We start from the raw sequence: 20730 nt of genomic DNA on the forward strand, positions 1-20730 counted from the left end.
AATAAAAATCTAATATACCAGACTAAACAGCGACTAATCACTCATCTAGAACGGTATCAAAAGATTAAGCCGCCAGTATTATAACGGCTTAAGGATGATTTGGCTAAGCTATAGCAGTCAAAAAATAAATTAGGGGCAAGACTTATTAGCGACGTAGGCCTAGACGCTTGATTAGGTCTTGGTAGCGAGCTAGATCTTTACCTTTTAGGTAATCTAGAAGCTTACGACGGCGAGAAACCATACGTAGAAGACCACGACGGCTGTGGTGATCGCCTTTGTGAGCTTTGAAGTGACCTTGTAGGTGGTTGATAGAAGCTGTAAGTAGAGCTACTTGAACTTCTGGTGAACCAGTGTCGCCTTCAGATTGTGCGTATTCTGCAACGATTGCTGCTTTAGTTTCTGCATTCAGAGACATAATTCTCTCCTAATAAGAGTAAGTTAATGTTTGTGCCAGCCAATCTCTGATTCAGCCGACACGAGAAGCGCGAATTATAAGGAAGTTTGCTTATAGGCGCAATATAAAAATACCGGCCTAAATGCCGGTATTTTTCAAGTGAGATAGAGATTACTCTTCGTCGCGGAAAACGACTAAACGTTTTGGTGCGATCTTACCATCATCGTTCATTTCACCAACACCGATGAACAAACGCTCTTCGCCCATAGTCAGGCGCAGAGACCCCTGCTCTGGTGCACCTAATACTTGAACCGGTTGGCCATGCTGAACCATATCTGCTAATTCAGGAATTAGGTTTACTTCAGGTAAGTCTTCAACTGCAGTGTCCATTGGCATAAGCAATGGATCGAGCAACTCGCGAGGAGCGATTTCTTCACGATGAGCTTGCTCAAGTAGCTCATTAAGCTGCTCAAGAGTCACCATTTTCTCGTAAGGGTACTTGGCTACAGCTGTGCGGCGCAGCATCGTTACGTGAGCACCACAACCGAGCATTTCGCCCAAGTCATCGACGATAGTACGAATGTAAGTGCCTTTTGAACAGTGCACCTCCATCTCAACTTCATCACCTTCAAAACGGTGAAGAACGATTTCGTAAACGGTGATTTTACGAGACTCACGTGGAACTTCGATACCTTTACGAGCGTACTCGTACAGAGGTTTGCCTTGGTATTTCAAAGCAGAAAACATCGAAGGCACTTGGTCAGATTCGCCACGGAACTTCTCGATACTCGCTTCTAGTTTCTCGAGAGTCACATCTACTGGTCGCGTTTCTACCACTTCACCATCAGAGTCTGAAGTGTTAGTACGTTCGCCAAGTTTCGCGATCACGCGATAGCGTTTGTCTGAATCCAGTAGGAACTGAGAAAACTTGGTTGCTTCACCTAAACAGATCGGCAACATACCCGTCGCTAGTGGGTCCAACGCACCAGTGTGACCCGCTTTCTCAGCAAAGTAGATTCGCTTTACTTTTTGCAGTGCATCATTGGAAGAGATACCTGTTGGTTTATCCAACAAGATAACACCATTAATTGGACGACCTTTACGACGACGAGCCATTATTCTTCGTCCTCACGGCCAGAGTTCTTTTGCTTCTGCTTGTCTGAGTTAACCACTTCGGTTACTAGGTTAGACATACGCATACCTTCTACAAGCGTGTTGTCGTAGTAGAAGCGGATTTCTGGAGTTAGACGCAGACGAATACGCTTACCAAGCATCATGCGAATGTGAACTTCATGCTCACGTAGTGCCGCTAGGCATGATTCTGGTGTTTGCTCACCTACACATAGGAAAGTCACGAACACTTTTGCGTAAGCAAGGTCACGAGAGACTTCTACGTCTGAGATCGTCACCATGCCAAGGCGAGAGTCACGAACTTCACGTTGAAGGATCATTGCTAATTCTTTTTGCAGCTGCTGTGCAACACGCTGCGTGCGGCTAAATTCTTTTGACATATCTTTTCTCTTATATAGAAAGAATGGGGGGTTGGTCAAAGCCAGCCCCCCATGGTGTATTCAACAACCAATTACTACTTATCTATCAAAGATAATATGAGTAATTTTAGTCAATTAGTCTAGAGTACGTTGAATTTCAACGATTTCGAATACTTCGATTTGGTCACCAACGCGAACGTCATTGTAGTTCTTAACGCCGATACCACATTCGTAGCCATTCTTAACTTCTTGAACGTCATCTTTAAAGCGACGTAGTGACTCTAGTTCACCTTCGTAAATAACAACGTTATCACGTAGAACACGGATAGGGTTGTTGCGCTTAATTAGACCTTCAGTAACCATACAGCCAGCGATTGCGCCCAGTTTCGGTGACTTAAACACGTCACGAACTTCAGCAAGACCAATGATCTCTTGCTTGAATTCTGGAGCAAGCATACCGCCCATTGCCTGTTTCACTTCGTCAATCAATTGGTAAATGATTGAGTAGTAACGTAGGTCAACTGCTGCGGCTTCAACTGCACGACGAGCAGATGCATCAGCACGTACGTTAAAGCCAAGAATGATTGCGTTTGAAGCTTCTGCTAGTACTACGTCAGTCTCAGTAATACCACCAACACCAGAACCAACGATGTTCACTTTCACTTCGTCAGTCGATAGTTTCAGTAGTGAGTCTGCGATAGCTTCTACAGAACCTTGAACGTCAGCTTTAAGTACAACGTTAAGCTCTGCAACTTCACCAGCAGTCATATTAGAGAACATGTTCTCTAGTTTAGATTTCTGCTGACGAGCAAGTTTCACTTCACGGAACTTACCAGCACGGTAGTTAGCAACTTCACGTGCTTTACGTTCATCACGTACTACAGTAGCTTCGTCACCTGAAGCTGGCACACCTGAAAGACCAAGGATCTCTACAGGAATAGACGGGCCTGCTTCTGTGATTTCTTGACCTAGTTCGTCGCGCATTGCACGAACACGGCCGTACTCTTGACCACAAAGTACGATGTCGCCTTTATGTAGCGTACCAGATTGAACTAGTACTGTAGCAACTGGACCACGACCTTTATCAAGACGAGATTCAACTACCACACCAGACGCCATACCTTCTTTCACAGCTGTAAGTTCTAGAACTTCAGATTGAAGAAGGATTGCTTCTAGCAGACCATCAATGTTTGTACCCTGTTTTGCAGAGATGTGAACGAACATGTTCTCACCGCCCCATTCTTCAGGGATTACGTCGTATTGAGCTAGCTCATTCTTAACGTTGTCTGGGTTCGCATCTTCTTTATCGATCTTGTTCACAGCAACAATCAAAGGAACGCCTGCCGCTTTCGCGTGCTGGATCGCTTCTACTGTTTGTGGCATTACGCCATCATCTGCTGCAACTACAAGAACAACGATATCTGTCGCTTGAGCACCACGAGCACGCATAGCAGTAAACGCCGCGTGTCCAGGAGTATCAAGGAACGTGATCATACCGTTTTCAGTTTCAACGTGGTAAGCACCGATGTGCTGTGTAATACCACCCGCTTCGCCTGAAGCAACGTGTGTACGACGGATGTAGTCAAGTGTTGACGTTTTACCGTGGTCAACGTGACCCATGATCGTTACAACTGGAGCACGAGGTACTGATTCAGCATTAGTATCACGGTCAGATAGTACTGCTTCTTCCAGTTCGTTCTCTTTACGAAGAACAACTTTGTGACCCATTTCTTCAGCAACAAGCTGTGCTGTTTCTTGGTCGATCACTTGGTTGATAGTCGCCATAGCGCCCATCTTCATCATCACTTTGATAACTTCTGTCGCTTTAACCGACATCTTGTTAGCAAGTTCTGAAAGAACAATTGTTTCGCCAATCACAACATCTTGCTTAGCAACAGTCGCCGACTTATCAAAGCCGTGCTGCATTGATGTTGGTTTAGCTAGCTTACCTTTACGGCCGCCTTTACCGCCACGTTGGCTACGACCGCTATTGCGTGCCTGCTCGTCTTTAGTCGAAGGTTTTTTCTTCTTCTTATTACGACGACCGGCTTCTTCTTTGCGATCTGCTTCATCTTCGGCTTCACGTGCGTATTGTGAAGTCGTTACATGGTAATCTGTATCTTCCATATCACCCTTTTTCTCTTCTGCAGCAGACCAACGCTCTTTATTCTTTTCAGCCAATTCGCGAGCTTCCTCAAGCTTGCGCTGACTTTCCTCTTCAGCCTTACGCTTAGCTTCTTCTTCCTGACGACGTTTAAGCTCGTCGGCCTCTTTTCGCGCTGCTTCTTGCTTAATTTTCTCTTCAGCATCACGTTTTGCTTTTTCTTCAGCATTACGTTGTGCATTCGTATCTGCGTCGCGCTTCGCTTTTTCTTCAGCTTCGCGTTTCGCTTTTTCTTCCGCTTCACGTTTTACAGCATCTTCAGCTTCACGTTTTGCAGCTTCTTCAGCTTCACGCTTAGCAGTTTCCTCTGCTACGCGTTTTGCTGCTTCTTCTGCTTCACGTTTTGCTACTTCTTCTGCTTCGCGCTTAGCTTCATCTTCAATTGTGCTACGCTTCACGTATGTACGTTTTTTGCGCACCTCAACCTGAACATTCTTACTCTTACCACCACCCGCATTCACACTAAGTGTACTACGAGTTTTACGCTGAAGCGTTAGGCGAGTCGGCTCTGCATCACCAGATTTATCACCGTGTTCTTTCTTTAGATGAGAGAGAAGCTTTTGCTTCTCTTCATCAGTTACGTTGTCAGAGCTCGCCTTTTTCATGCCAGCGTCAGCAAGTTGTTCAATCAAGCGGTCGACTGGCGTACCAATCTCATCACTCAGTGCTTTAACTGTTAATTGTGTCATGCCGCTTTCCTCCTTGCCGAAATTATGCTTCTTCGCCGAACCAACAGATGTTACGTGCGGCCATAATTAGCTCACCTGCACGTTCTTCGGTCAGGCCTTCGATACCTTCTAAATCGTCAATGCCTTGGTCAGCTAGATCTTCCAGTGTCGCTACACCTTTAGCTGCCAGTTTGAATGCCATTTCGCGCTCTAGACCTTCAAGACCTAGTAGATCGTCTGCAGGCTCTAGACCTTCAAAAGATTCTTCTTGTGCTAATGCAATTGTTGTTAGCGCGTCTTTCGCACGACCACGTAGCTCTTCTACAAGCTCTTCGTTTAGGCCGTCGATTTCTAGAAGCTCGTTAACTGGAACGTATGCGATTTCTTCTAGAGTAGAGAAGCCTTCTTCAACAAGCAGCTGAGCAAAGTCTTCTTCGATGTCTAGGTACTTCATGAAGTTTTCGATAGACGCTTGTGATTCTTCAGCGTGTTTCTTCTGAAGATCTGCAACTGTCATTACGTTCAGCTCCCAACCCGTTAGCTGAGATGCTAAACGTACGTTCTGACCGTTACGACCGATAGCCTGTGCTAGGTTGTCGGCTTCAACTGCGATGTCCATTGAGTGTGCATCTTCATCCACGATGATAGAAGCTACGTCTGCTGGAGCCATTGCGTTGATAACGAATTGCGCTGGGTTATCATCCCAAAGCACGATATCGATACGCTCACCACCAAGCTCACCAGAAACAGCTTGTACACGTGCGCCACGCATACCAACACACGCACCAACAGGGTCAATACGTTTGTCATTTGTTTTCACTGCGATCTTAGCGCGAGAACCAGGATCACGAGCAGCACCTTTCAGTTCGATGATTTCTTCAGCGATCTCTGGAACTTCTACACGGAATAGTTCTTCAAGCATTTCAGGCTTAGAACGAGTGATAAACAATTGGAAACCACGCGCTTCTGGAGCGACTTTGTACAGAAGACCACGTACACGGTCACCTGGACGGAAGTTTTCACGAGGAAGTTGGTCATCGCGTAGGATTACCGCTTCTGCGTTGTTACCTAAGTCAAGAACGATTGTGTCGCGGTTTACCTTCTTAACAACACCAGTGATTAGATCACCTTCGTTGTCGATAAACTGCTCAACGATTTGTGCACGTTCAGCTTCACGAACTTTTTGTACAATAACTTGCTTAGCCGTTTGAGTCGTAATACGGTCAAACGTTACTGATTCGATTTCATCTTCTACGTAATCGCCTAGCTCAACTGAATCATCTTCATATTGAGCAGCTTCTAGAGAGATCTCTTTCGTTGGGCTTTCTACTTGGTCAACAACCAACCAACGACGGTAAGTTACAAACTCACCAGTTTTACGGTCAATAGCAACACGAACGTCGATTTCGATTTCGTACTTTTTCTTTGTAGAAGTTGCTAGAGCAATCTCAAGAGCTTCAAAGATACGCTCACGAGGTACCGCTTTTTCGTTCGATACCGCTTCTGCTACCGCTAAAATTTCTTTACTCATTGTATTTAGCCTCTAAGCTTAAACTTTTTTAGGGACCTAAAATTTAGGGATCAGGTTAGCTTTTGAAATGTTACTTAAAGCAAACTCTTCTTGCTGACCTTCAACAGTAACTGTCACTGTTTCGCCATCCACGCCGTGGATAATGCCTTTCCACTTACGACGGTTTGCTACAGCCATTTTCAAAACGATGCTGACCTCGTGACCAATAAATTGCTCGTAATGTGCTGCTTTGAATAGTGGTCTTTCTAAACCTGGAGAAGACACTTCTAGGCTGTAAGCAACAGAAATTGGATCTTCAACGTCTAACACTGCACTTACTTGGTGGCTAACTTCTGCACAGTCGTCCACGTTAATACCATTTTCATGGTCGATGTAGATGCGTAAAGTTGAGTGCGCGCCAGCACGAATGAATTCTAATCCAACTAACTCATAGCCTGATGCCTCTACTGGCGCTTCAAGCATTTCAGTAAGTTGTCTTTCTAAACCAGTCATTTAAACCACTCCAGAAACAAAAAAAGGGCTCAGAGCCCAATCAAAAAACCAAGCAGTGACCTGAGTCATTTAAAAAACTCAGATAACAAAAAACCCCGATAGTCGGGGTTTTATGCTGCTGGACCCTGATACGTTAAGAATAGTCAAATTACTTTTCTTAACTCGTAGTGTGGTTAGCACTACGCAAACTTGCCAATCTGCCACTTCTTTATTGAAAGAAGGAGATTGGTTGCGGGGGCCGGATTTGAACCGACGACCTTCGGGTTATGAGCCCGACGAGCTACCAAGCTGCTCCACCCCGCGTCCGACTTGCTGAGCATTATACTCGCAAACAAGTGATTTACAAGTTTGTAAATACATGGTGCCGAGAGAGGGACTCGAACCCTCACACCTAAGGCACTAGCACCTCATGCTAGCGTGTCTACCAATTTCACCATCTCGGCACAAAACCTTACAGCTTATTGAGGAATTTCATCACCAGTAGGTGCTGGAACTTCACTCGCTGCGTCTTTAACTTGTTCAACTACTGGTTGACCTAATGTTGGGTCTACCCATTGAGACTCGGTCTTGTGTGTAGACATACGACCAAGTAGCAAGCTAACGACAAAAAATACGGTTGCTAAAATAGCAGTTGTTCGGGTTAAGAAATTACCTGAGCCACTAGCACCAAACACTGTGTTTGAAGCACCAGCACCGAACGAGGCTCCCATATCTGCGCCTTTACCTTGTTGAATCAACACAAGGCCAATCACACCAAGCGCTGCCAACAGGTAAATCACAAGTAGAACTGAAAACATTTTTTCCACCTATGTTCCAAATTGTTGAGCCAGCGCCGTTCAATATCGAAACATCGTTAATGAACAAGGCTAGCGACCTCCTAACGGGAGGCGGAGCAATACTAGCGAAAGCCAGTAACGCTGACAAGGGAAAATTAGTAAAAAATCAATGTCGGCGGGTTAAGCGCTCAAAAAAAGGGCAAAACTTGCCCTTTTCTTTCTTTAAACACGTTAAAGCAATGATTAACAACTTGCTTTTACTGCATCCGCAATCTTAAGCGCTGAGCTTTGAACAAGCTCGGCATCTTCACCTTCTACCATTACGCGAATCAAAGGCTCTGTACCTGATTTACGTAGTAAAACGCGACCTTTATCGCCTAGTTCAGCTTCAACTTCTTCTACAGCAGCCAGTACTGCTTGCGCTTCTAGAGGGTTATTTTCACCGGCGAAACGTACATTTTCTAAAACTTGTGGGTAAAGCGTCATGCCTTGCGACAAGTCGTGCAGTGACATATCACTACCAACAACAGAAGCAAGCACTTGTAGAGCAGCAACAATCGCGTCTCCCGTTGTTACTTTATCTAGCAAGATAACGTGACCAGAGTTTTCGGCACCGATCTTCCAGCCTTTAGCCAGCAATTGCTCCATTACATAGCGGTCACCGACAGCAGCACGAACAAATGGAATACCTAATTGCTTCAGGCCATTTTCCATACCTAGGTTAGTCATCAATGTACCAACCACGCCACCTTTTAGTTCACCACGACGCAGAGCATCACGTGCGATGATGTAAGCAATTTGGTCACCATCGACTTTATTACCTAAATGGTCAACCATGATGATACGGTCGCCGTCACCATCAAATGCAAGACCAAGATGAGCTTGCTCTTCTACAACGCGTTTTTGTAGCGCGCGAACGTCTGTAGCACCGACTTCTTCATTGATGTTGATACCATTTGGCTCAACACCCATCGCGATTACATCTGCACCAAGTTCTTTGAAGACATTTGGAGCAATATGGTAGGTAGCACCATGAGCGCAATCAACGACGATCTTTAAGTTAGAGAGACTTAGTGTCGATGGGAATGTGCTTTTACAGAACTCGATGTAACGACCTGCAGCATCATTTAAACGAGTCGCTTTGCCCAATTCAGAAGACTCAACACATTCAATGTCTTTGTCCAATTCAGCTTCGATAGCAAGCTCGATATCATCAGGCAATTTTGTACCCTCAGATGAGAAGAATTTAATACCGTTGTCGTAATATGGGTTATGCGATGCAGAAATCACAATGCCAGCTTCTGCGCGGAAAGTTTGCGTTAAGTAAGCGACAGCAGGTGTCGGCATTGGACCTGTGAAGGTTGCTTTCAGACCTGCGGCAGCAAGACCTGCTTCTAGTGCAGATTCAAGCATGTAGCCAGAGATACGAGTATCTTTACCAATAATAACTTTCTTTGTGCCTTGTTTTGCTAGCACACGACCAGCAGCCCAGCCAAGCTTAAGTACGAAGTCTGGAGTGATTGGGTACTGTCCAACTGTACCGCGTACACCGTCCGTACCAAAGTAACGTCTTTTATTCGACATAAACTTACCTTTATTATTTTTAAATATTGTTTTGCGTCATTTCGACAATTTTCATTGCTTCAATAGTTTCTTCAAAATCATGAACACGAATGATCTGAGCGCCTTTCATGGCAGCAATCGTGGCACAAACGACACTGGCGTTAGTGCAATCTGCTGCGGGCTTATTAAGCAGCTTGAAAATCATTGATTTACGAGACATGCCCGCCAAGATAGGCAGACCGAACTCATGAAACTTCTCGAGATGAGCGAGCATATGATAATTGTGTTCAATGGTTTTGCCAAAGCCAAAACCAGGATCGAGGATAAGTTGAGACTTATTGATACCTACAGCTTCACAAGCAGCTATGCGCTCTTCCAGAAACTGAGCAACGTCATCCATCAAGTTCTCGTACTGAGGGCTTTCCTGCATAGTTCTAGGTTGCCCCTTCATATGCATTAAGCAAACAGGTAGTTTTGATGCAGCCGCAACTTGAAGTGCACCAGGTTCTTGTAACGCACGGATATCGTTAATTAGATCCGCACCAACAGCGATAGCCTGACGCATTACTTCTGCTTTACTGGTATCGACAGAGATCCATACATCGTATTTTTCGCGGATGGCCTTTACAACAGGAACAACGCGTTGCAGCTCTTCTTCTAGAGAGACATCTGGCGCACCAGGACGTGTGGACTCACCACCGACATCAATGATGCTAACCCCTGCGGTAATCATTTTTTCGACCTGAGCAAGAGCAAGTTCGAGAGAATTGAATTTACCACCATCAGAAAATGAATCAGGGGTAACATTAAGAATCGCCATTACATGTGGACGAGAAAGGTCGAGAGATTTGTTATTTGCTGTAATAATCATAATAAATACAAAAACCCCGAGCTAACTCGGGGTTTATTATTATCAACACTCTTTATTCAGAGTCTTTCTTTTCTGGAACTTCACTTGAAGCAGAATCTTGAGAAGTAACTTGCTCTGCGGCATTCGCAGAATCCGTTGCTTTCTCTTCCTCTTTCACTTCAGGCGTTGCTTGAGGCTTATCGTCATCCTTTGGCTTATTCATTGGGTTATCACCCCAGCCTGCTGGCTCACGAATTTCCGCTTTACGTTCCATGAGATCATCAATTTGGCGAGCATCAATGGTTTCATACTTCATTAGCGCATCTTTCATCGCATGCATGATGTCCATGTTGTCTTCCAAAATCTTTTTCGCACGGTCGTAGTTGCGGTCGATGATTTGACGAACTTCATCATCGATCAGCTTAGCGGTATCATCAGACATGTGTTTAGTCTGCGTTACGCTACGACCAAGGAATACTTCACCTTCATCTTCTGCATAAAGTAGAGGACCAAGTTTTTCAGAGAAGCCCCATTGTGTCACCATCTTACGAGCAATATCAGTCGCACGTTCAATGTCGTTGGAAGCACCTGTCGATACTTTTTCAGGACCGTAAATTAGCTCTTCAGCAAGACGACCGCCATACAGGCTTGAAATCATAGATTCTAAGTGCTGACGAGACATACTTACGCGGTCTTGTTCTGGCAAGTACATCGTTACACCAAGTGCACGACCACGTGGAATGATAGACACTTTGTACACAGGATCATGCTCAGGTACTAAACGGCCAACAATCGCGTGACCAGCTTCATGGTACGCTGTTGACTCTTTGGTCTCTTCTGACATCACCATAGAACGGCGCTCTGCACCCATCATGATTTTGTCTTTCGCTAGCTCAAACTCAACCATAGAGACATTGCGTTTGTTGCCACGTGCAGCAAATAGCGCAGCTTCGTTAACTAAGTTGGCTAGGTCTGCACCAGAGAAACCTGGTGTACCACGAGCGATTAAAGAAGGCTCTACGTCACCAGCTAATGGCACTTTGCGCATGTGTACTTTTAGAATCTGTTCACGACCGCGTACATCAGGAAGACCTACAACTACTTGACGGTCAAAACGACCCGGACGTAGCAATGCAGGGTCTAATACGTCTGGGCGGTTGGTCGCAGCAATAACGATAATACCTTCGTTGCCCTCAAAACCATCCATTTCTACTAGCATTTGGTTCAGTGTTTGCTCACGTTCATCGTGACCACCACCTACACCAGCACCACGCTGACGACCTACAGCATCGATTTCATCGATAAAGATAATACAAGGCGCGGCTTTCTTCGCTTGCTCGAACATGTCACGTACACGAGACGCACCAACACCAACGAACATTTCTACGAAATCGGAACCTGAAATAGTAAAGAACGGTACTTTTGCCTCACCTGCGATAGCTTTTGCAAGTAACGTTTTACCCGTACCTGGAGGACCAACCATTAAAACACCAGTTGGAATTTTACCACCCAGTTTTTGGAAACGGCTCGGATCACGTAGGTAATCAACAAGTTCTTTTACGTCTTCTTTTGCTTCGTCACAGCCTGCAACATCAGCGAAAGTGGTTTTGATTTGTTCTTCGCTCATCATACGAGCTTTACTCTTACCGAAAGACATAGCGCCTTTACCGCCGCCGCCTTGCATTTGACGCATGAAGAAAATCCACACACCAATCAGTAAGATCATTGGGAACCAAGAAATGAAAATTGTGCCAAGCAAGCTTTGCTCTTCAGGAGGCGTACCTTGCACTTTCACGTTTTGGTTAATTAGGTCATCTAGAAGCTTCTGATCATACACAGGCATGTAAGTGACCATTTTGGCACCGCCGCCACGACGAACAAAGCTAATTTCACCGTCTTTAAAAGTTGCTTCTTGAATCTGGCCTTGGCCAACTTCCTGTACAAACGTGGTGTAATCCACGGTTCTGCCATTGCTTTCTCCAGGGCCAAAGCTCTGGAATACCGACATCAATACGACAGCGATAACAAGCCACAGAATTAAATTTTTTGCCATGTCACTCAAGGTGTAAGCCTCTCGATAACTAATTGTAATTAAAGGTAGGGTACTACAGTTCACTCACTGTAGCTATAGTGTTAACACGCTCCCGAAAGAGCAAAATAGTTAACCTTTGTAACCAGTGGCTACAACAAAGACTTCTCGGGAGCGAGCTCGCGATGAGTCTGGTTTTCTGATTTTTACGACTTTAAACATGTCTCGGACTTCTTTCACGTATTGATCGAAGCCTTCACCCTGGAAAACCTTTACGACAAAGCTACCATTAGGCGCTAGAACTTGTCGACACATATCTAAAGCCAATTCAACTAAATACATTGCGCGTGGTTGATCGACAGAGTTGTTACCTGCAATGTTCGGCGCCATATCAGACATTACAACATCAACCATTGATGGTTGAATTCTATCAAGCAACGCCTCTAACACGGCATCGTCTCGGAAGTCACCTTGCAAGAAACTTACACCAGCTATTGGATCCATAGGAAGTAAATCACAAGCAATAATCTGACCACTATCTCCTACTATTTTAGCAGCATATTGAGACCATCCACCCGGAGCAGCACCTAAATCGACCACTGTCATGCCAGGTTTTAACAACTTATCTTTTGTTTGGATTTCATCAATCTTGAAGTACGCACGTGAACGATATCCTTTTTTACGGGCTTCATTCGCGTATTTATCATCAAAGTGTTCTTTCAACCAACGACCAGAACTAGCCGAATGTTTTTGTTTACTCATTTTAATCCCAACAAGGCGCAAATAGGAGCTATTGTTTTAATAGGCACAACCTATTACTCAATAAATTATAGTCTTCAGCAATAGATGGCGTTAAAATAGCTTTTTTCAACCCTTATTTTAAAGAAAATTGGCCGCGTAATGAACCTAAGCACCAAACAAAAGCAGCACCTAAAAGGCCTGGCTCACAGTTTAAAACCTGTTGTGCTAATGGGCGCAAATGGACTTACAGAAGCCGTGCTAGCAGAAATTGAAATCGCTCTAAATCATCACGAACTGATCAAAGTAAAAGTTGCTTCAGAAGATCGTGAAACAAAACAGCTAATCATTGACGCTATCGTACGTGAGACAGGCGCTGAAAAAGTTCAGACAATTGGTAAAGTGCTTGTGCTATACCGCCAGTCTGAAGAGCGTAAAATCGAAATTCCTCGTAAGTAATTCACTTACGTTGTTGAAGAAAAAGGTCGCCATTGGCGACCTTTTTTGCATTTAACAAATAGTGGGCATTCAAGATGCCACTTAGATGTATTCAACTCGGTCAATTTCGAAATCTTTCGCTCCACCAGGAGTCTGGATAGCAACCTCGTCGCCTTCCATCTTGCCGATCAAGCCACGAGCAATTGGAGAGCTCACTGAAATACGGCCAGCTTTAATATCAGCTTCATCGTCACCAACGATCTGATATGTCTTTTCTTCATCGGTATCGACATCAATCAAAGTCACCGTTGAACCAAAGATAACCTTGCCAGTGTTTTCCATTTTAGTTACATCAATTACTTGCGCAACAGATAGCTTGTATTCAATGTCACGGATTTGCGCTTCACAAATACCCTGCTCTTCTCGAGCGGCATGATATTCAGCATTTTCCTTCAAATCACCTAGTTCTCGTGCTTCAGCAATCGCTTCTGAAATTTGAGGACGTAGCTTAAGTAGACGTTCTAGTTCTGTACGTAGCATTTGTTCGCCACGTAGTGTCATTGGAACTTTTTCCATTATGTAACCTCAAGCCCAAATGGGTCTTTGGACAATAAAAAGCCCACCCAGTCGTAGGACTAGGTAGTGCGGTTAAAGATGTATTTTCAACTAGTGTAAACAAACTCCTGAGCGAAATCATCTTAATTCGAAATTCAACATTGCTATGCCTTTGCAGCATAACGAACCGAATCAATTTTAGATCCAATCATTATCGCAATTTATTGAAAAACAACACTGTTCATTACACTAAAAACATCAAAAAACATAAAAACTAATCAATGTCAGGCCAATGTCATTAAAGCATTAATTCATAAAAAACAATCGTTTAGCAGATAATCAATCACAATCGAACAGCGTTCATCAACATGATTTATATCATTTTACTAACTCATCATGAAACTTTAGCAGTAAAACATGTCCAGCAAGTTGTTACATCAAAGGCTTACAGTTGCGGAAAACTCTCGCAGATGAAGCCAAATATAGACCAATAACTTGTGAGAGGTCATCTCTCCCCCATACAACAATGATTATGGACAGCTAACTAGGACAAATAAGATGAAAAAGACTCTAATTGCTCTTTCTGTATCTGCAGCAGCTATGGCAACTGGCGTTAACGCAGCTGAACTTTACAACCAAGACGGCACTTCTCTAGAAATGGGCGGCCGCGCTGAAGCACGTCTATCTATGAAAGATGGCGACGCTCAAGACAACTCTCGTATCCGTCTAAACTTCCTTGGTACTCAAGCTATCAACGACAACCTTTACGGTGTTGGTTTCTGGGAAGGTGAGTTCACTACCAACGAACAAGGTGGTGTTGATGGTGACGTAAATAAAGACAGCAGCAACCTAGACACTCGTTACGCATACGCTGGTCTTGGCGGTGCATGGGGTGAGTTCACTTACGGTAAAAACGAAGGTGCACTAGGCGTTATCACTGATTTCACAGATATCATGGCTTACCACGGTAACTCAGCAGCTGACAAACTAGCAGTAGCTGACCGTTCAGACAACATGATGTCTTACAAAGGTCAATTCGAAAACCTAAGCGTTAAAGCAAGCTACCGTTTCGCAGACCGCAAACTAAACGATGCTGGTACTGAATACACTGACAACGGTCAAGACGGCTACTCTCTATCTGCAATCTACGCAGTAGCAGACACAGGTCTTGAGCTAGGTGCTGGTTACGCAGACCAAGACGAAGCTAACGAATACATGTTAGCTGCATCTTACACTATGGGTGACCTATACTTCGCTGGTATCTTCACTGACGGTGAAAAAGCGAAAACTGAAGGTGACTACACTGGTTACGAACTAGCTGGTGCTTACACTCTAGGTCAAACAGTATTCACAACAACGTACAACAACGCAGAAACTAACAACGAAACTTCTGCTAACAACTTCGCTGTTGATGCATCTTACTACTTCAAGCCTAACTTCCGTGGTTACGTTTCATACAACTTCAACCTAATCGACTCTGGCGATAAACTAGGTAAAGTTGGTGGCAACACTACAGCATCTAAAGCTGATGCAGAAGACGAGCTAGCTCTAGGTCTACGTTACGACTTCTAATTCCAGTCTTTAGACTTGAATACTCAGTGCCCGCTTATTGCGGGCATTTTTTTATCTTTCATTTCTCATCTTAATAGCGCGTTCTTCTAACCACTTTGTCTCAATATTAATGATGAACCAAGCATTCTTGGATGCGCCTAGCATATTGAGTGGACTTGCGTATACTCAATCACATAACTAACCCTAGAAAATCACACTATGCGTTTACGTTGGCCTCTACTCATTTCTTCTCTTATTTTTCCGCTATTGTCTTATGCGTATCCTCATCAAGAGGTATTGCCAGAGGGCGCCCGTATCAGCTTAGTTGCGGAAAAACTAACCGAAAGTTCCACGCTCGATGGTATCCGTCCAACAGACCAACTATTTCCACCTGCGAGCACCTTAAAAATTGTCACTGCCTTAGCTGCTAAATTAGAGTTAGGGGACAGCTTTGCATTTCGAACAAAGCTTGAAACCTCGAGTTCCGATGCCGTTATCTACTTTGTCGGAGATCCCACCTTACAAACCCAAGATTTGAAAGCGTTGCTGTCATTCGCGAAAAAAAATGGTTTAACGCGCATTAACGGTGACCTGTGGTTAGACAACAGTGCCTTTACAGGGTATGACCGAGCGGTGGGTTGGCCGTGGGACATTCTGGGGATTTGCTACAGCGCTCCGGCTTCTAGCATTACACTCAACAACAACTGTGTCCAAGCTTCTATCTATACACAAAAAGATGGCGGGACTCGAGTCTATGTGCCAGAGCATCAACCTATTCGTGTTAAAAGTTCGGTCGAGACCGTTTCTAAGACGATTCAAAAGAGCCGCCATTGCGATTTAGACCTGCTTGCTCACCCAGACAATCGCTACGAATTAAAAGGATGCTTAGTCGAACGAGAAAAGCCGCTGCCTCTCAAATTTGCGGTTCAAGATCCTGAACGTTATACCAGTCAAAATATCAGTACGTTACTCAAGCAATTAGGTATTGAGCTCAAAGGCAAAATTAAGATTGGCTCAGCGCCACAGAAACAACGTAAATTGATGGCATTACATCAATCAAAGCCGCTATCCGATTTACTTGATGACATGCTCAAGCATTCTGACAATTTGATCGCAGACACATTAACGAAAACATTGGGTGCGAAGTTTTTTGTTCAACCCGGAAGTTTTACCAATGGTACAGAAGCGATCAAACAGATCATTTTCGCCAACACTGGCATCGATATTCGTAACGCACGCTTGGAAGATGGATCGGGCCTTTCAAGAAACAACCGTATTTCTGCGAACAAAATGGCAGAAATCCTACGTTATATCTGGAAAAACGAAAAAACACTGAAGCTGATTGCCATCATGCCTAAATCAGGCGAGTCGGGTACGCTGCAATACCGCCAAAGCATGCGGAATGCCCCAATCAAAGGTCAACTGATTGCGAAGAGTGGTTCATTGTACGGAACCTACAACATGGCGGGTTATGGTTTAGATAAAAATGGCCAGCCGAATACTATTTTCGTACAGTTTGTCTCAGACTACTTCCCAGAAAAAAGGGACGATAACAAACCTGTCATCGCCCCTATTACGCATTTTGAGCAGTTATTTTACCGTGACATCGTGAATTTTAGTCAGGCAATACCTAAGAAGTAATTCACCACAGTAAAGTAAATCCACATACCTGATATATCAACGATTGATGCAAGCACAGGGCTCACCAATACGGCTGGGTCTAGCTTGCAAGCACGGGCAATTATTGGCAACAAACCGCCAAGCGTTGTGGAAATTGAGACTTGAATAAACAAAGCAACGGCGATTGCAAGTGCGATGTCTGTCAGTTCAAAGCCCCCCGTAGATTGGCCGGCACTAAAAAGCATAATGCGTCCCACCATAACTATTGCGATCGCTAGTGCAAGACACAGCGCTACGCGACTTTCTTTCCAAAGTACTGCTAACCACTGACGCTTTTTAAGCTCACCTGTGGCCAATGCACGAATGACCAATGTGGCCGCTTGAGTACCCGTATTACCACCAGCCGCCGCAATCACCGGCATGTACACTGCAAGTAAAACCAGTTGGCTCAATGTATCTTCATACTGAGCAATAATCAGCCCAGAAACGATCCCCAATAAAGCGAGTGCAATAATCCAGCCGATTCGCTGCTTTACATGCTCTAGTACGCCTGTTGATAAGTAACCGTCAGGAGTATCAACTTCCGACACATGCAAACCCAATTGGTGCGCATAGTGACGCGCACGCTTATCATGACCCGCATGCTCAAGTTGAGACATCAAACTGTTTACATACCCTACAGAACAGTGCTTCAAAATCCCCACCGCTTCATCTATTGGCATGATGGTGAGCAAATGAAGTTGCTGCTCTTGATCGTATTTCAAAAACGCATTGCGAGCTGCACCAATTTCTACTTCAGAAAAGTTTGGTGTTGTTTCAATAAAAGTGTTGTTCATTACCGTCATGGCGAATCTCCCGATTGGCATTGGTAACGACCATCGACAACACAAGCACAAGCTCATCACGCCTTTATGCCGATAGATGACACAAACACGCAAATTCACCAATGCAAAAGCACTGTCTATTCAGAATGTATGAAGGAAATAACGAGAAGAAAATTAGAAAAGATGCCTCACCACTCGGGTAAGACGGAGATCGCCAATACCGAAGCGGGTTATTTCGCTCCCTTAATCTTACTCACCCAACGACTGGGAGGATGGTCGGTATTGTTCATGTAAATCTCCGATATCGCTGCCCTGATTAGCAGCGCAAGTATAGTAGCAAAGTTAATCCATATTTACAGGTGGGCTTTGTTCTTTTTTTGCCAATTTTAGGAACAAAAAAAGCGCCCATTGGACGCTTCCATACGTAAAAATTATGGATTACTTAATCGTAATACGTGCAAATTTACGTTTACCAACTTGGAATACGTAAGTACCAGCTTCTGGCGCAAACTTAGCGTCGGCAACTTTCTCGCCTTCAACCTTCGCTGCACCTTGTTTTACCATGCGCATCGCTTCAGACGTTGATGCACACAGACCAGCATCTTTTAGAAGATTCGCTACTGGAGTACCAGCCTCAAAGTCAAATTCTGGCATTTCGTCAGGGATTTGGTTCTTAGCGAAACGGTTCACAAACTCTTGCTCTGCCGCATCTGCATCAGCTTCACTGTGGAAACGCGCAATGATCTCTTTAGCAAGTAGCACTTTGATATCACGTGGGTTTTTGCCCGCTTGAACATCCGCTTTAAACTGTTCGATTTCCTCTAGAGGACGGAACGATAGCAGCTCGTAGTAGCTCCACATTAAGTCATCAGAGATCGACATGATCTTACCAAACATTTCGCTTGGCGCTTCGCTGATACCAATGTAGTTACCCGCAGACTTAGACATCTTCTTCTCGCCGTCTAGACCAACAAGAAGCGGCATCATAAGTACAACTTGAGGTTTTTGACCGTGAGATTTTTGCAGTTCACGACCCATTAGAAGGTTGAACTTCTGGTCTGTACCGCCTAATTCAACGTCCGTTTCCATCGCGACAGAGTCCCAACCTTGCAGAAGTGGGTACATGAACTCATGGATAGCAATTGGTTGACCGCCTGCGTAACGCTTTTTAAAGTCGTCACGTTCTAGCATACGAGCAACGGTTTGGTTTGCAGCCAGACGAATCATACCTTCTGCACCCAGCTCAGACAGCCACTCAGAGTTAAACTGAATTTTAGTCTTCGCAGGATCTAGAATTTTGAACACCTGTTCTTTGTACGTTTCAGCGTTACGCAATACGTCTTCGCGGCTTAGCGGTGGACGAGTGGTGTTTTTACCTGTTGGGTCACCAACCATTGCAGTGAAGTCACCGATTAGGAACGTCACTTCATGACCTAGTTCTTGGAACAAGCGAAGCTTATTGAAAATAACCGTATGGCCTAGGTGAATGTCAGGTGCTGTTGGATCGGCGCCCAATTTAATACGTAGAGGACGACCTTCTTTTAGTTTTGCGATTAGCTCTTCTTCTGGAATCAGCTCTTCAACACCGCGCTTAATCTCGGCTAGTGCAGCTTCAATGCTCGCCATTCTTGTTCACTCCCACAGATTTGGCAAAAATATAATAGCTGAACATATTACTTGAATAGCGATGCATTTTGAAACACGTTAGACTAGGTAGTTGTCACTTTTTCCGTTTAATTTAGCAATCAAGTACCTCATGCATTCGATTTTTGTCCGACTTCCACTCTTGCACAAAGTATTGATCGGGTTTTTTAGTGCTCTGATCATCATTGCACTGTTCTTTCTGCCCGATCCGCAAGACCTCAACCCGCAACAAAGCCGATTAAAAGTTGGTCAACACTATCCTGTGCCGATCTCACTTGAATTGACGACATTAAATGGCTCTTCTCAGATGTCTTCGGTTTTGCGCTGGGAAACTTACAAAGTAAAAAATGGCGAGAGCGCCGCCATTCTATTTAATCGAGTGGGACTCTCTGCTCGTCTACTGCACGAGTTAGTGTCCTCCGATAAAGAAATTGAACAGCAGTTAACTCGTCTTCGTCCGGGTGATAAATTGCAATTTGGTTTTGATGAGAAAAACGACTTGGTTCAACTGCGCCGTACGTTAAGCGCATTCGAAACCTTTCGCATCAAACTGCAAGACGGCAAATACGTTTCTGAGGTCGATAAAAAAGAGGTCGATTACCAATTCAACTACGCCGAGGCAACCATCAAATCCAACTTCTGGAACGCAGGAATTTCGTCTGGCTTGAATGGTAACCAAATCATGGAGCTAGCAGGAATTTTTGGCTGGGATATCGACTTCGCACTCGATATTCGCAAAAACGACTCTTTCCGAGTGCTGTATCAAGAAGAAGTTGTAGAAGGTGAAGTCATTGGTCGCGGAAAAATCATCGCTGCGATATTCAAAAACCAGGGCGATACGTTTACGGCTATTTTAGATGAAAAAACGGGCAAATATTACGACGAAAATGGCCGAGCGATGAAAAAAGCCTTCTTGCGCGCTCCACTGGATTTCCGTCGCGTGACTTCAAACTTTAACCCACGTCGTCTTCACCCAGTGACGGGGCGAGTACGTCCTCACCGAGGCACTGACTACGCAGCACCTGTTGGTACGCCAATTTGGGCCGCTGGTGATGGTGTGGTGCAAAAATCGGCTTACAACAAGTTCAACGGGAACTACGTGTTCATCAAGCACAGCAACACTTACATTACCAAGTATCTGCACTTAACGAAGCGCACAGTCAAAACGGGTCAACGTGTTAAACAAGGTCAAACTATCGGTACGCTTGGTGGAACAGGTCGTGTGACAGGACCTCACTTACATTATGAGTTCCTAGTAAATGGCGTGCACAAAAACCCAAGAACAGTGAATTTGCCGCAATCCAAATCGTTAACAGGTAAAGCAAGACAAACCTTCATGGCGAATGCAAAAGTCAGTATGGACAAGCTGGATCGTTACAGTAAGTTACTGGCAATGAGATAAA

Annotated in this window: 18 protein-coding genes and 2 tRNA genes; 4 read left to right on the plus strand and 16 right to left on the minus strand. The window is 44.5% G+C overall.

Annotated features, from left to right (window positions below; all coding sequences use genetic code 11):
• Nucleotides 1-145: 145 nt before the first annotated feature.
• The 13 genes from rpsO to rlmE form a co-directional block, all read right to left on the minus strand.
• On the minus strand, nucleotides 146-415 hold the full coding sequence (gene rpsO, locus OU793_RS00825; RefSeq protein ID WP_005456110.1) for a 30S ribosomal protein S15: 270 nt from the start codon (nucleotides 413-415) through the stop codon (nucleotides 146-148).
• Between the two features lie 150 nt (nucleotides 416-565).
• Nucleotides 566-1510, minus strand: coding sequence for a tRNA pseudouridine(55) synthase TruB (gene truB, locus OU793_RS00830; RefSeq protein WP_025506893.1), 945 nt, complete (start codon nucleotides 1508-1510; stop codon nucleotides 566-568).
• Nucleotides 1510-1905, minus strand: coding sequence for a 30S ribosome-binding factor RbfA (rbfA, locus tag OU793_RS00835; RefSeq protein WP_005456060.1), 396 nt, complete (start codon nucleotides 1903-1905; stop codon nucleotides 1510-1512). The genes truB and rbfA overlap by 1 nt, the downstream gene beginning before the upstream one ends.
• Before the next feature lie 114 nt (nucleotides 1906-2019).
• Complete coding sequence (infB, locus tag OU793_RS00840) at nucleotides 2020-4737, minus strand: translation initiation factor IF-2 (protein WP_005481598.1); 2718 nt, start codon at nucleotides 4735-4737, stop codon at nucleotides 2020-2022.
• 22 nt (nucleotides 4738-4759) lie between these two features.
• On the minus strand, nucleotides 4760-6247 hold the full coding sequence (nusA, locus tag OU793_RS00845; protein ID WP_005456069.1) for a transcription termination factor NusA: 1488 nt from the start codon (nucleotides 6245-6247) through the stop codon (nucleotides 4760-4762).
• A gap of 36 nt (nucleotides 6248-6283) precedes the next feature.
• On the minus strand, nucleotides 6284-6739 hold the full coding sequence (gene rimP, locus OU793_RS00850; RefSeq protein WP_005456065.1) for a ribosome maturation factor RimP: 456 nt from the start codon (nucleotides 6737-6739) through the stop codon (nucleotides 6284-6286).
• 226 nt (nucleotides 6740-6965) lie between these two features.
• Nucleotides 6966-7042, minus strand: a tRNA-Met gene (locus OU793_RS00855).
• A gap of 56 nt (nucleotides 7043-7098) precedes the next feature.
• A tRNA-Leu gene (locus OU793_RS00860) sits at nucleotides 7099-7182 on the minus strand.
• A 15-nt stretch (nucleotides 7183-7197) separates the two neighbouring features.
• Nucleotides 7198-7536: a preprotein translocase subunit SecG gene (gene secG / locus OU793_RS00865; RefSeq protein WP_005481580.1), complete on the minus strand. Its 339-nt coding sequence runs from the start codon at nucleotides 7534-7536 to the stop codon at nucleotides 7198-7200.
• A 222-nt stretch (nucleotides 7537-7758) separates the two neighbouring features.
• Nucleotides 7759-9099 (minus strand): phosphoglucosamine mutase, encoded by a 1341-nt coding sequence (glmM, locus tag OU793_RS00870; RefSeq protein WP_031847366.1) that lies wholly within the window; start codon nucleotides 9097-9099, stop codon nucleotides 7759-7761.
• Nucleotides 9100-9118: 19 nt separating this feature from the next.
• Nucleotides 9119-9949 carry a dihydropteroate synthase gene (gene folP / locus OU793_RS00875; protein ID WP_021454076.1) on the minus strand — a complete coding sequence of 277 codons (831 nt, stop codon included), beginning with the start codon at nucleotides 9947-9949 and terminating at the stop codon, nucleotides 9119-9121.
• A 52-nt stretch (nucleotides 9950-10001) separates the two neighbouring features.
• Nucleotides 10002-11981: an ATP-dependent zinc metalloprotease FtsH gene (ftsH, locus tag OU793_RS00880; RefSeq protein WP_017447709.1), complete on the minus strand. Its 1980-nt coding sequence runs from the start codon at nucleotides 11979-11981 to the stop codon at nucleotides 10002-10004.
• 108 nt (nucleotides 11982-12089) lie between these two features.
• Nucleotides 12090-12719: a 23S rRNA (uridine(2552)-2'-O)-methyltransferase RlmE gene (gene rlmE / locus OU793_RS00885; protein ID WP_005494062.1), complete on the minus strand. Its 630-nt coding sequence runs from the start codon at nucleotides 12717-12719 to the stop codon at nucleotides 12090-12092.
• Nucleotides 12720-12857: 138 nt separating this feature from the next.
• On the opposite strand from rlmE, the gene yhbY reads away from it, so the two are divergent.
• Nucleotides 12858-13154, plus strand: coding sequence for a ribosome assembly RNA-binding protein YhbY (gene yhbY, locus OU793_RS00890; RefSeq protein WP_005380066.1), 297 nt, complete (start codon nucleotides 12858-12860; stop codon nucleotides 13152-13154).
• Between the two features lie 81 nt (nucleotides 13155-13235).
• Here yhbY and greA read toward each other — a convergent pair whose 3' ends face one another.
• On the minus strand, nucleotides 13236-13709 hold the full coding sequence (gene greA, locus OU793_RS00895) for a transcription elongation factor GreA (protein WP_005485311.1): 474 nt from the start codon (nucleotides 13707-13709) through the stop codon (nucleotides 13236-13238).
• 537 nt (nucleotides 13710-14246) lie between these two features.
• On the opposite strand from greA, the gene OU793_RS00900 reads away from it, so the two are divergent.
• Together OU793_RS00900 and dacB are read left to right on the plus strand one after the other, a co-directional pair.
• On the plus strand, nucleotides 14247-15260 hold the full coding sequence (locus tag OU793_RS00900; protein ID WP_005490380.1) for a porin: 1014 nt from the start codon (nucleotides 14247-14249) through the stop codon (nucleotides 15258-15260).
• A gap of 198 nt (nucleotides 15261-15458) precedes the next feature.
• Nucleotides 15459-16880, plus strand: a complete 1422-nt coding sequence (gene dacB, locus OU793_RS00905) for a serine-type D-Ala-D-Ala carboxypeptidase (protein WP_140103881.1) — start codon at nucleotides 15459-15461, stop codon at nucleotides 16878-16880.
• Here the strand turns inward: dacB and OU793_RS00910 are convergent.
• Together OU793_RS00910 and tyrS are read right to left on the minus strand one after the other, a co-directional pair.
• Nucleotides 16859-17704 (minus strand): magnesium transporter, encoded by an 846-nt coding sequence (locus tag OU793_RS00910; protein WP_005494055.1) that lies wholly within the window; start codon nucleotides 17702-17704, stop codon nucleotides 16859-16861. The genes dacB and OU793_RS00910 overlap by 22 nt on opposite strands.
• A gap of 417 nt (nucleotides 17705-18121) precedes the next feature.
• Nucleotides 18122-19309: a tyrosine--tRNA ligase gene (gene tyrS / locus OU793_RS00915; protein ID WP_015297229.1), complete on the minus strand. Its 1188-nt coding sequence runs from the start codon at nucleotides 19307-19309 to the stop codon at nucleotides 18122-18124.
• Between the two features lie 130 nt (nucleotides 19310-19439).
• Here tyrS and OU793_RS00920 point away from each other — a divergent pair, with 130 nt between their 5' ends.
• Nucleotides 19440-20729, plus strand: a complete 1290-nt coding sequence (locus OU793_RS00920; protein WP_005490383.1) for a peptidoglycan DD-metalloendopeptidase family protein — start codon at nucleotides 19440-19442, stop codon at nucleotides 20727-20729.
• Nucleotide 20730 lies beyond the last annotated feature (1 nt).

Source organism: Vibrio sp. VP6 (assembly GCF_028823755.1).
In the GTDB taxonomy this organism is placed as follows: Bacteria; Pseudomonadota; Gammaproteobacteria; order Enterobacterales; family Vibrionaceae; genus Vibrio; species Vibrio parahaemolyticus.

Bases quoted from the DNA above. Each gene is read 5' to 3' on its own strand.
- rpsO (WP_005456110.1), bottom strand. From the start codon at position 415: ATGTCTCTGAATGCAGAAACTAAAGCAGCAATCGTTGCAGAATACGCA.
- truB (WP_025506893.1), bottom strand. From the start codon at position 1,510: ATGGCTCGTCGTCGTAAAGGTCGTCCAATTAATGGTGTTATCTTGTTG.
- rbfA (WP_005456060.1), bottom strand. From the start codon at position 1,905: ATGTCAAAAGAATTTAGCCGCACGCAGCGTGTTGCACAGCAGCTGCAA.
- infB (WP_005481598.1), bottom strand. From the start codon at position 4,737: ATGACACAATTAACAGTTAAAGCACTGAGTGATGAGATTGGTACGCCA.
- nusA (WP_005456069.1), bottom strand. From the start codon at position 6,247: ATGAGTAAAGAAATTTTAGCGGTAGCAGAAGCGGTATCGAACGAAAAA.
- rimP (WP_005456065.1), bottom strand. From the start codon at position 6,739: ATGACTGGTTTAGAAAGACAACTTACTGAAATGCTTGAAGCGCCAGTA.
- secG (WP_005481580.1), bottom strand. From the start codon at position 7,536: ATGTTTTCAGTTCTACTTGTGATTTACCTGTTGGCAGCGCTTGGTGTG.
- glmM (WP_031847366.1), bottom strand. From the start codon at position 9,099: ATGTCGAATAAAAGACGTTACTTTGGTACGGACGGTGTACGCGGTACA.
- folP (WP_021454076.1), bottom strand. From the start codon at position 9,949: ATGATTATTACAGCAAATAACAAATCTCTCGACCTTTCTCGTCCACAT.
- ftsH (WP_017447709.1), bottom strand. From the start codon at position 11,981: ATGGCAAAAAATTTAATTCTGTGGCTTGTTATCGCTGTCGTATTGATG.
- rlmE (WP_005494062.1), bottom strand. From the start codon at position 12,719: ATGAGTAAACAAAAACATTCGGCTAGTTCTGGTCGTTGGTTGAAAGAA.
- yhbY (WP_005380066.1), top strand. From the start codon at position 12,858: ATGAACCTAAGCACCAAACAAAAGCAGCACCTAAAAGGCCTGGCTCAC.
- greA (WP_005485311.1), bottom strand. From the start codon at position 13,709: ATGGAAAAAGTTCCAATGACACTACGTGGCGAACAAATGCTACGTACA.
- OU793_RS00900 (WP_005490380.1), top strand. From the start codon at position 14,247: ATGAAAAAGACTCTAATTGCTCTTTCTGTATCTGCAGCAGCTATGGCA.
- dacB (WP_140103881.1), top strand. From the start codon at position 15,459: ATGCGTTTACGTTGGCCTCTACTCATTTCTTCTCTTATTTTTCCGCTA.
- OU793_RS00910 (WP_005494055.1), bottom strand. From the start codon at position 17,704: ATGACGGTAATGAACAACACTTTTATTGAAACAACACCAAACTTTTCT.
- tyrS (WP_015297229.1), bottom strand. From the start codon at position 19,309: ATGGCGAGCATTGAAGCTGCACTAGCCGAGATTAAGCGCGGTGTTGAA.
- OU793_RS00920 (WP_005490383.1), top strand. From the start codon at position 19,440: ATGCATTCGATTTTTGTCCGACTTCCACTCTTGCACAAAGTATTGATC.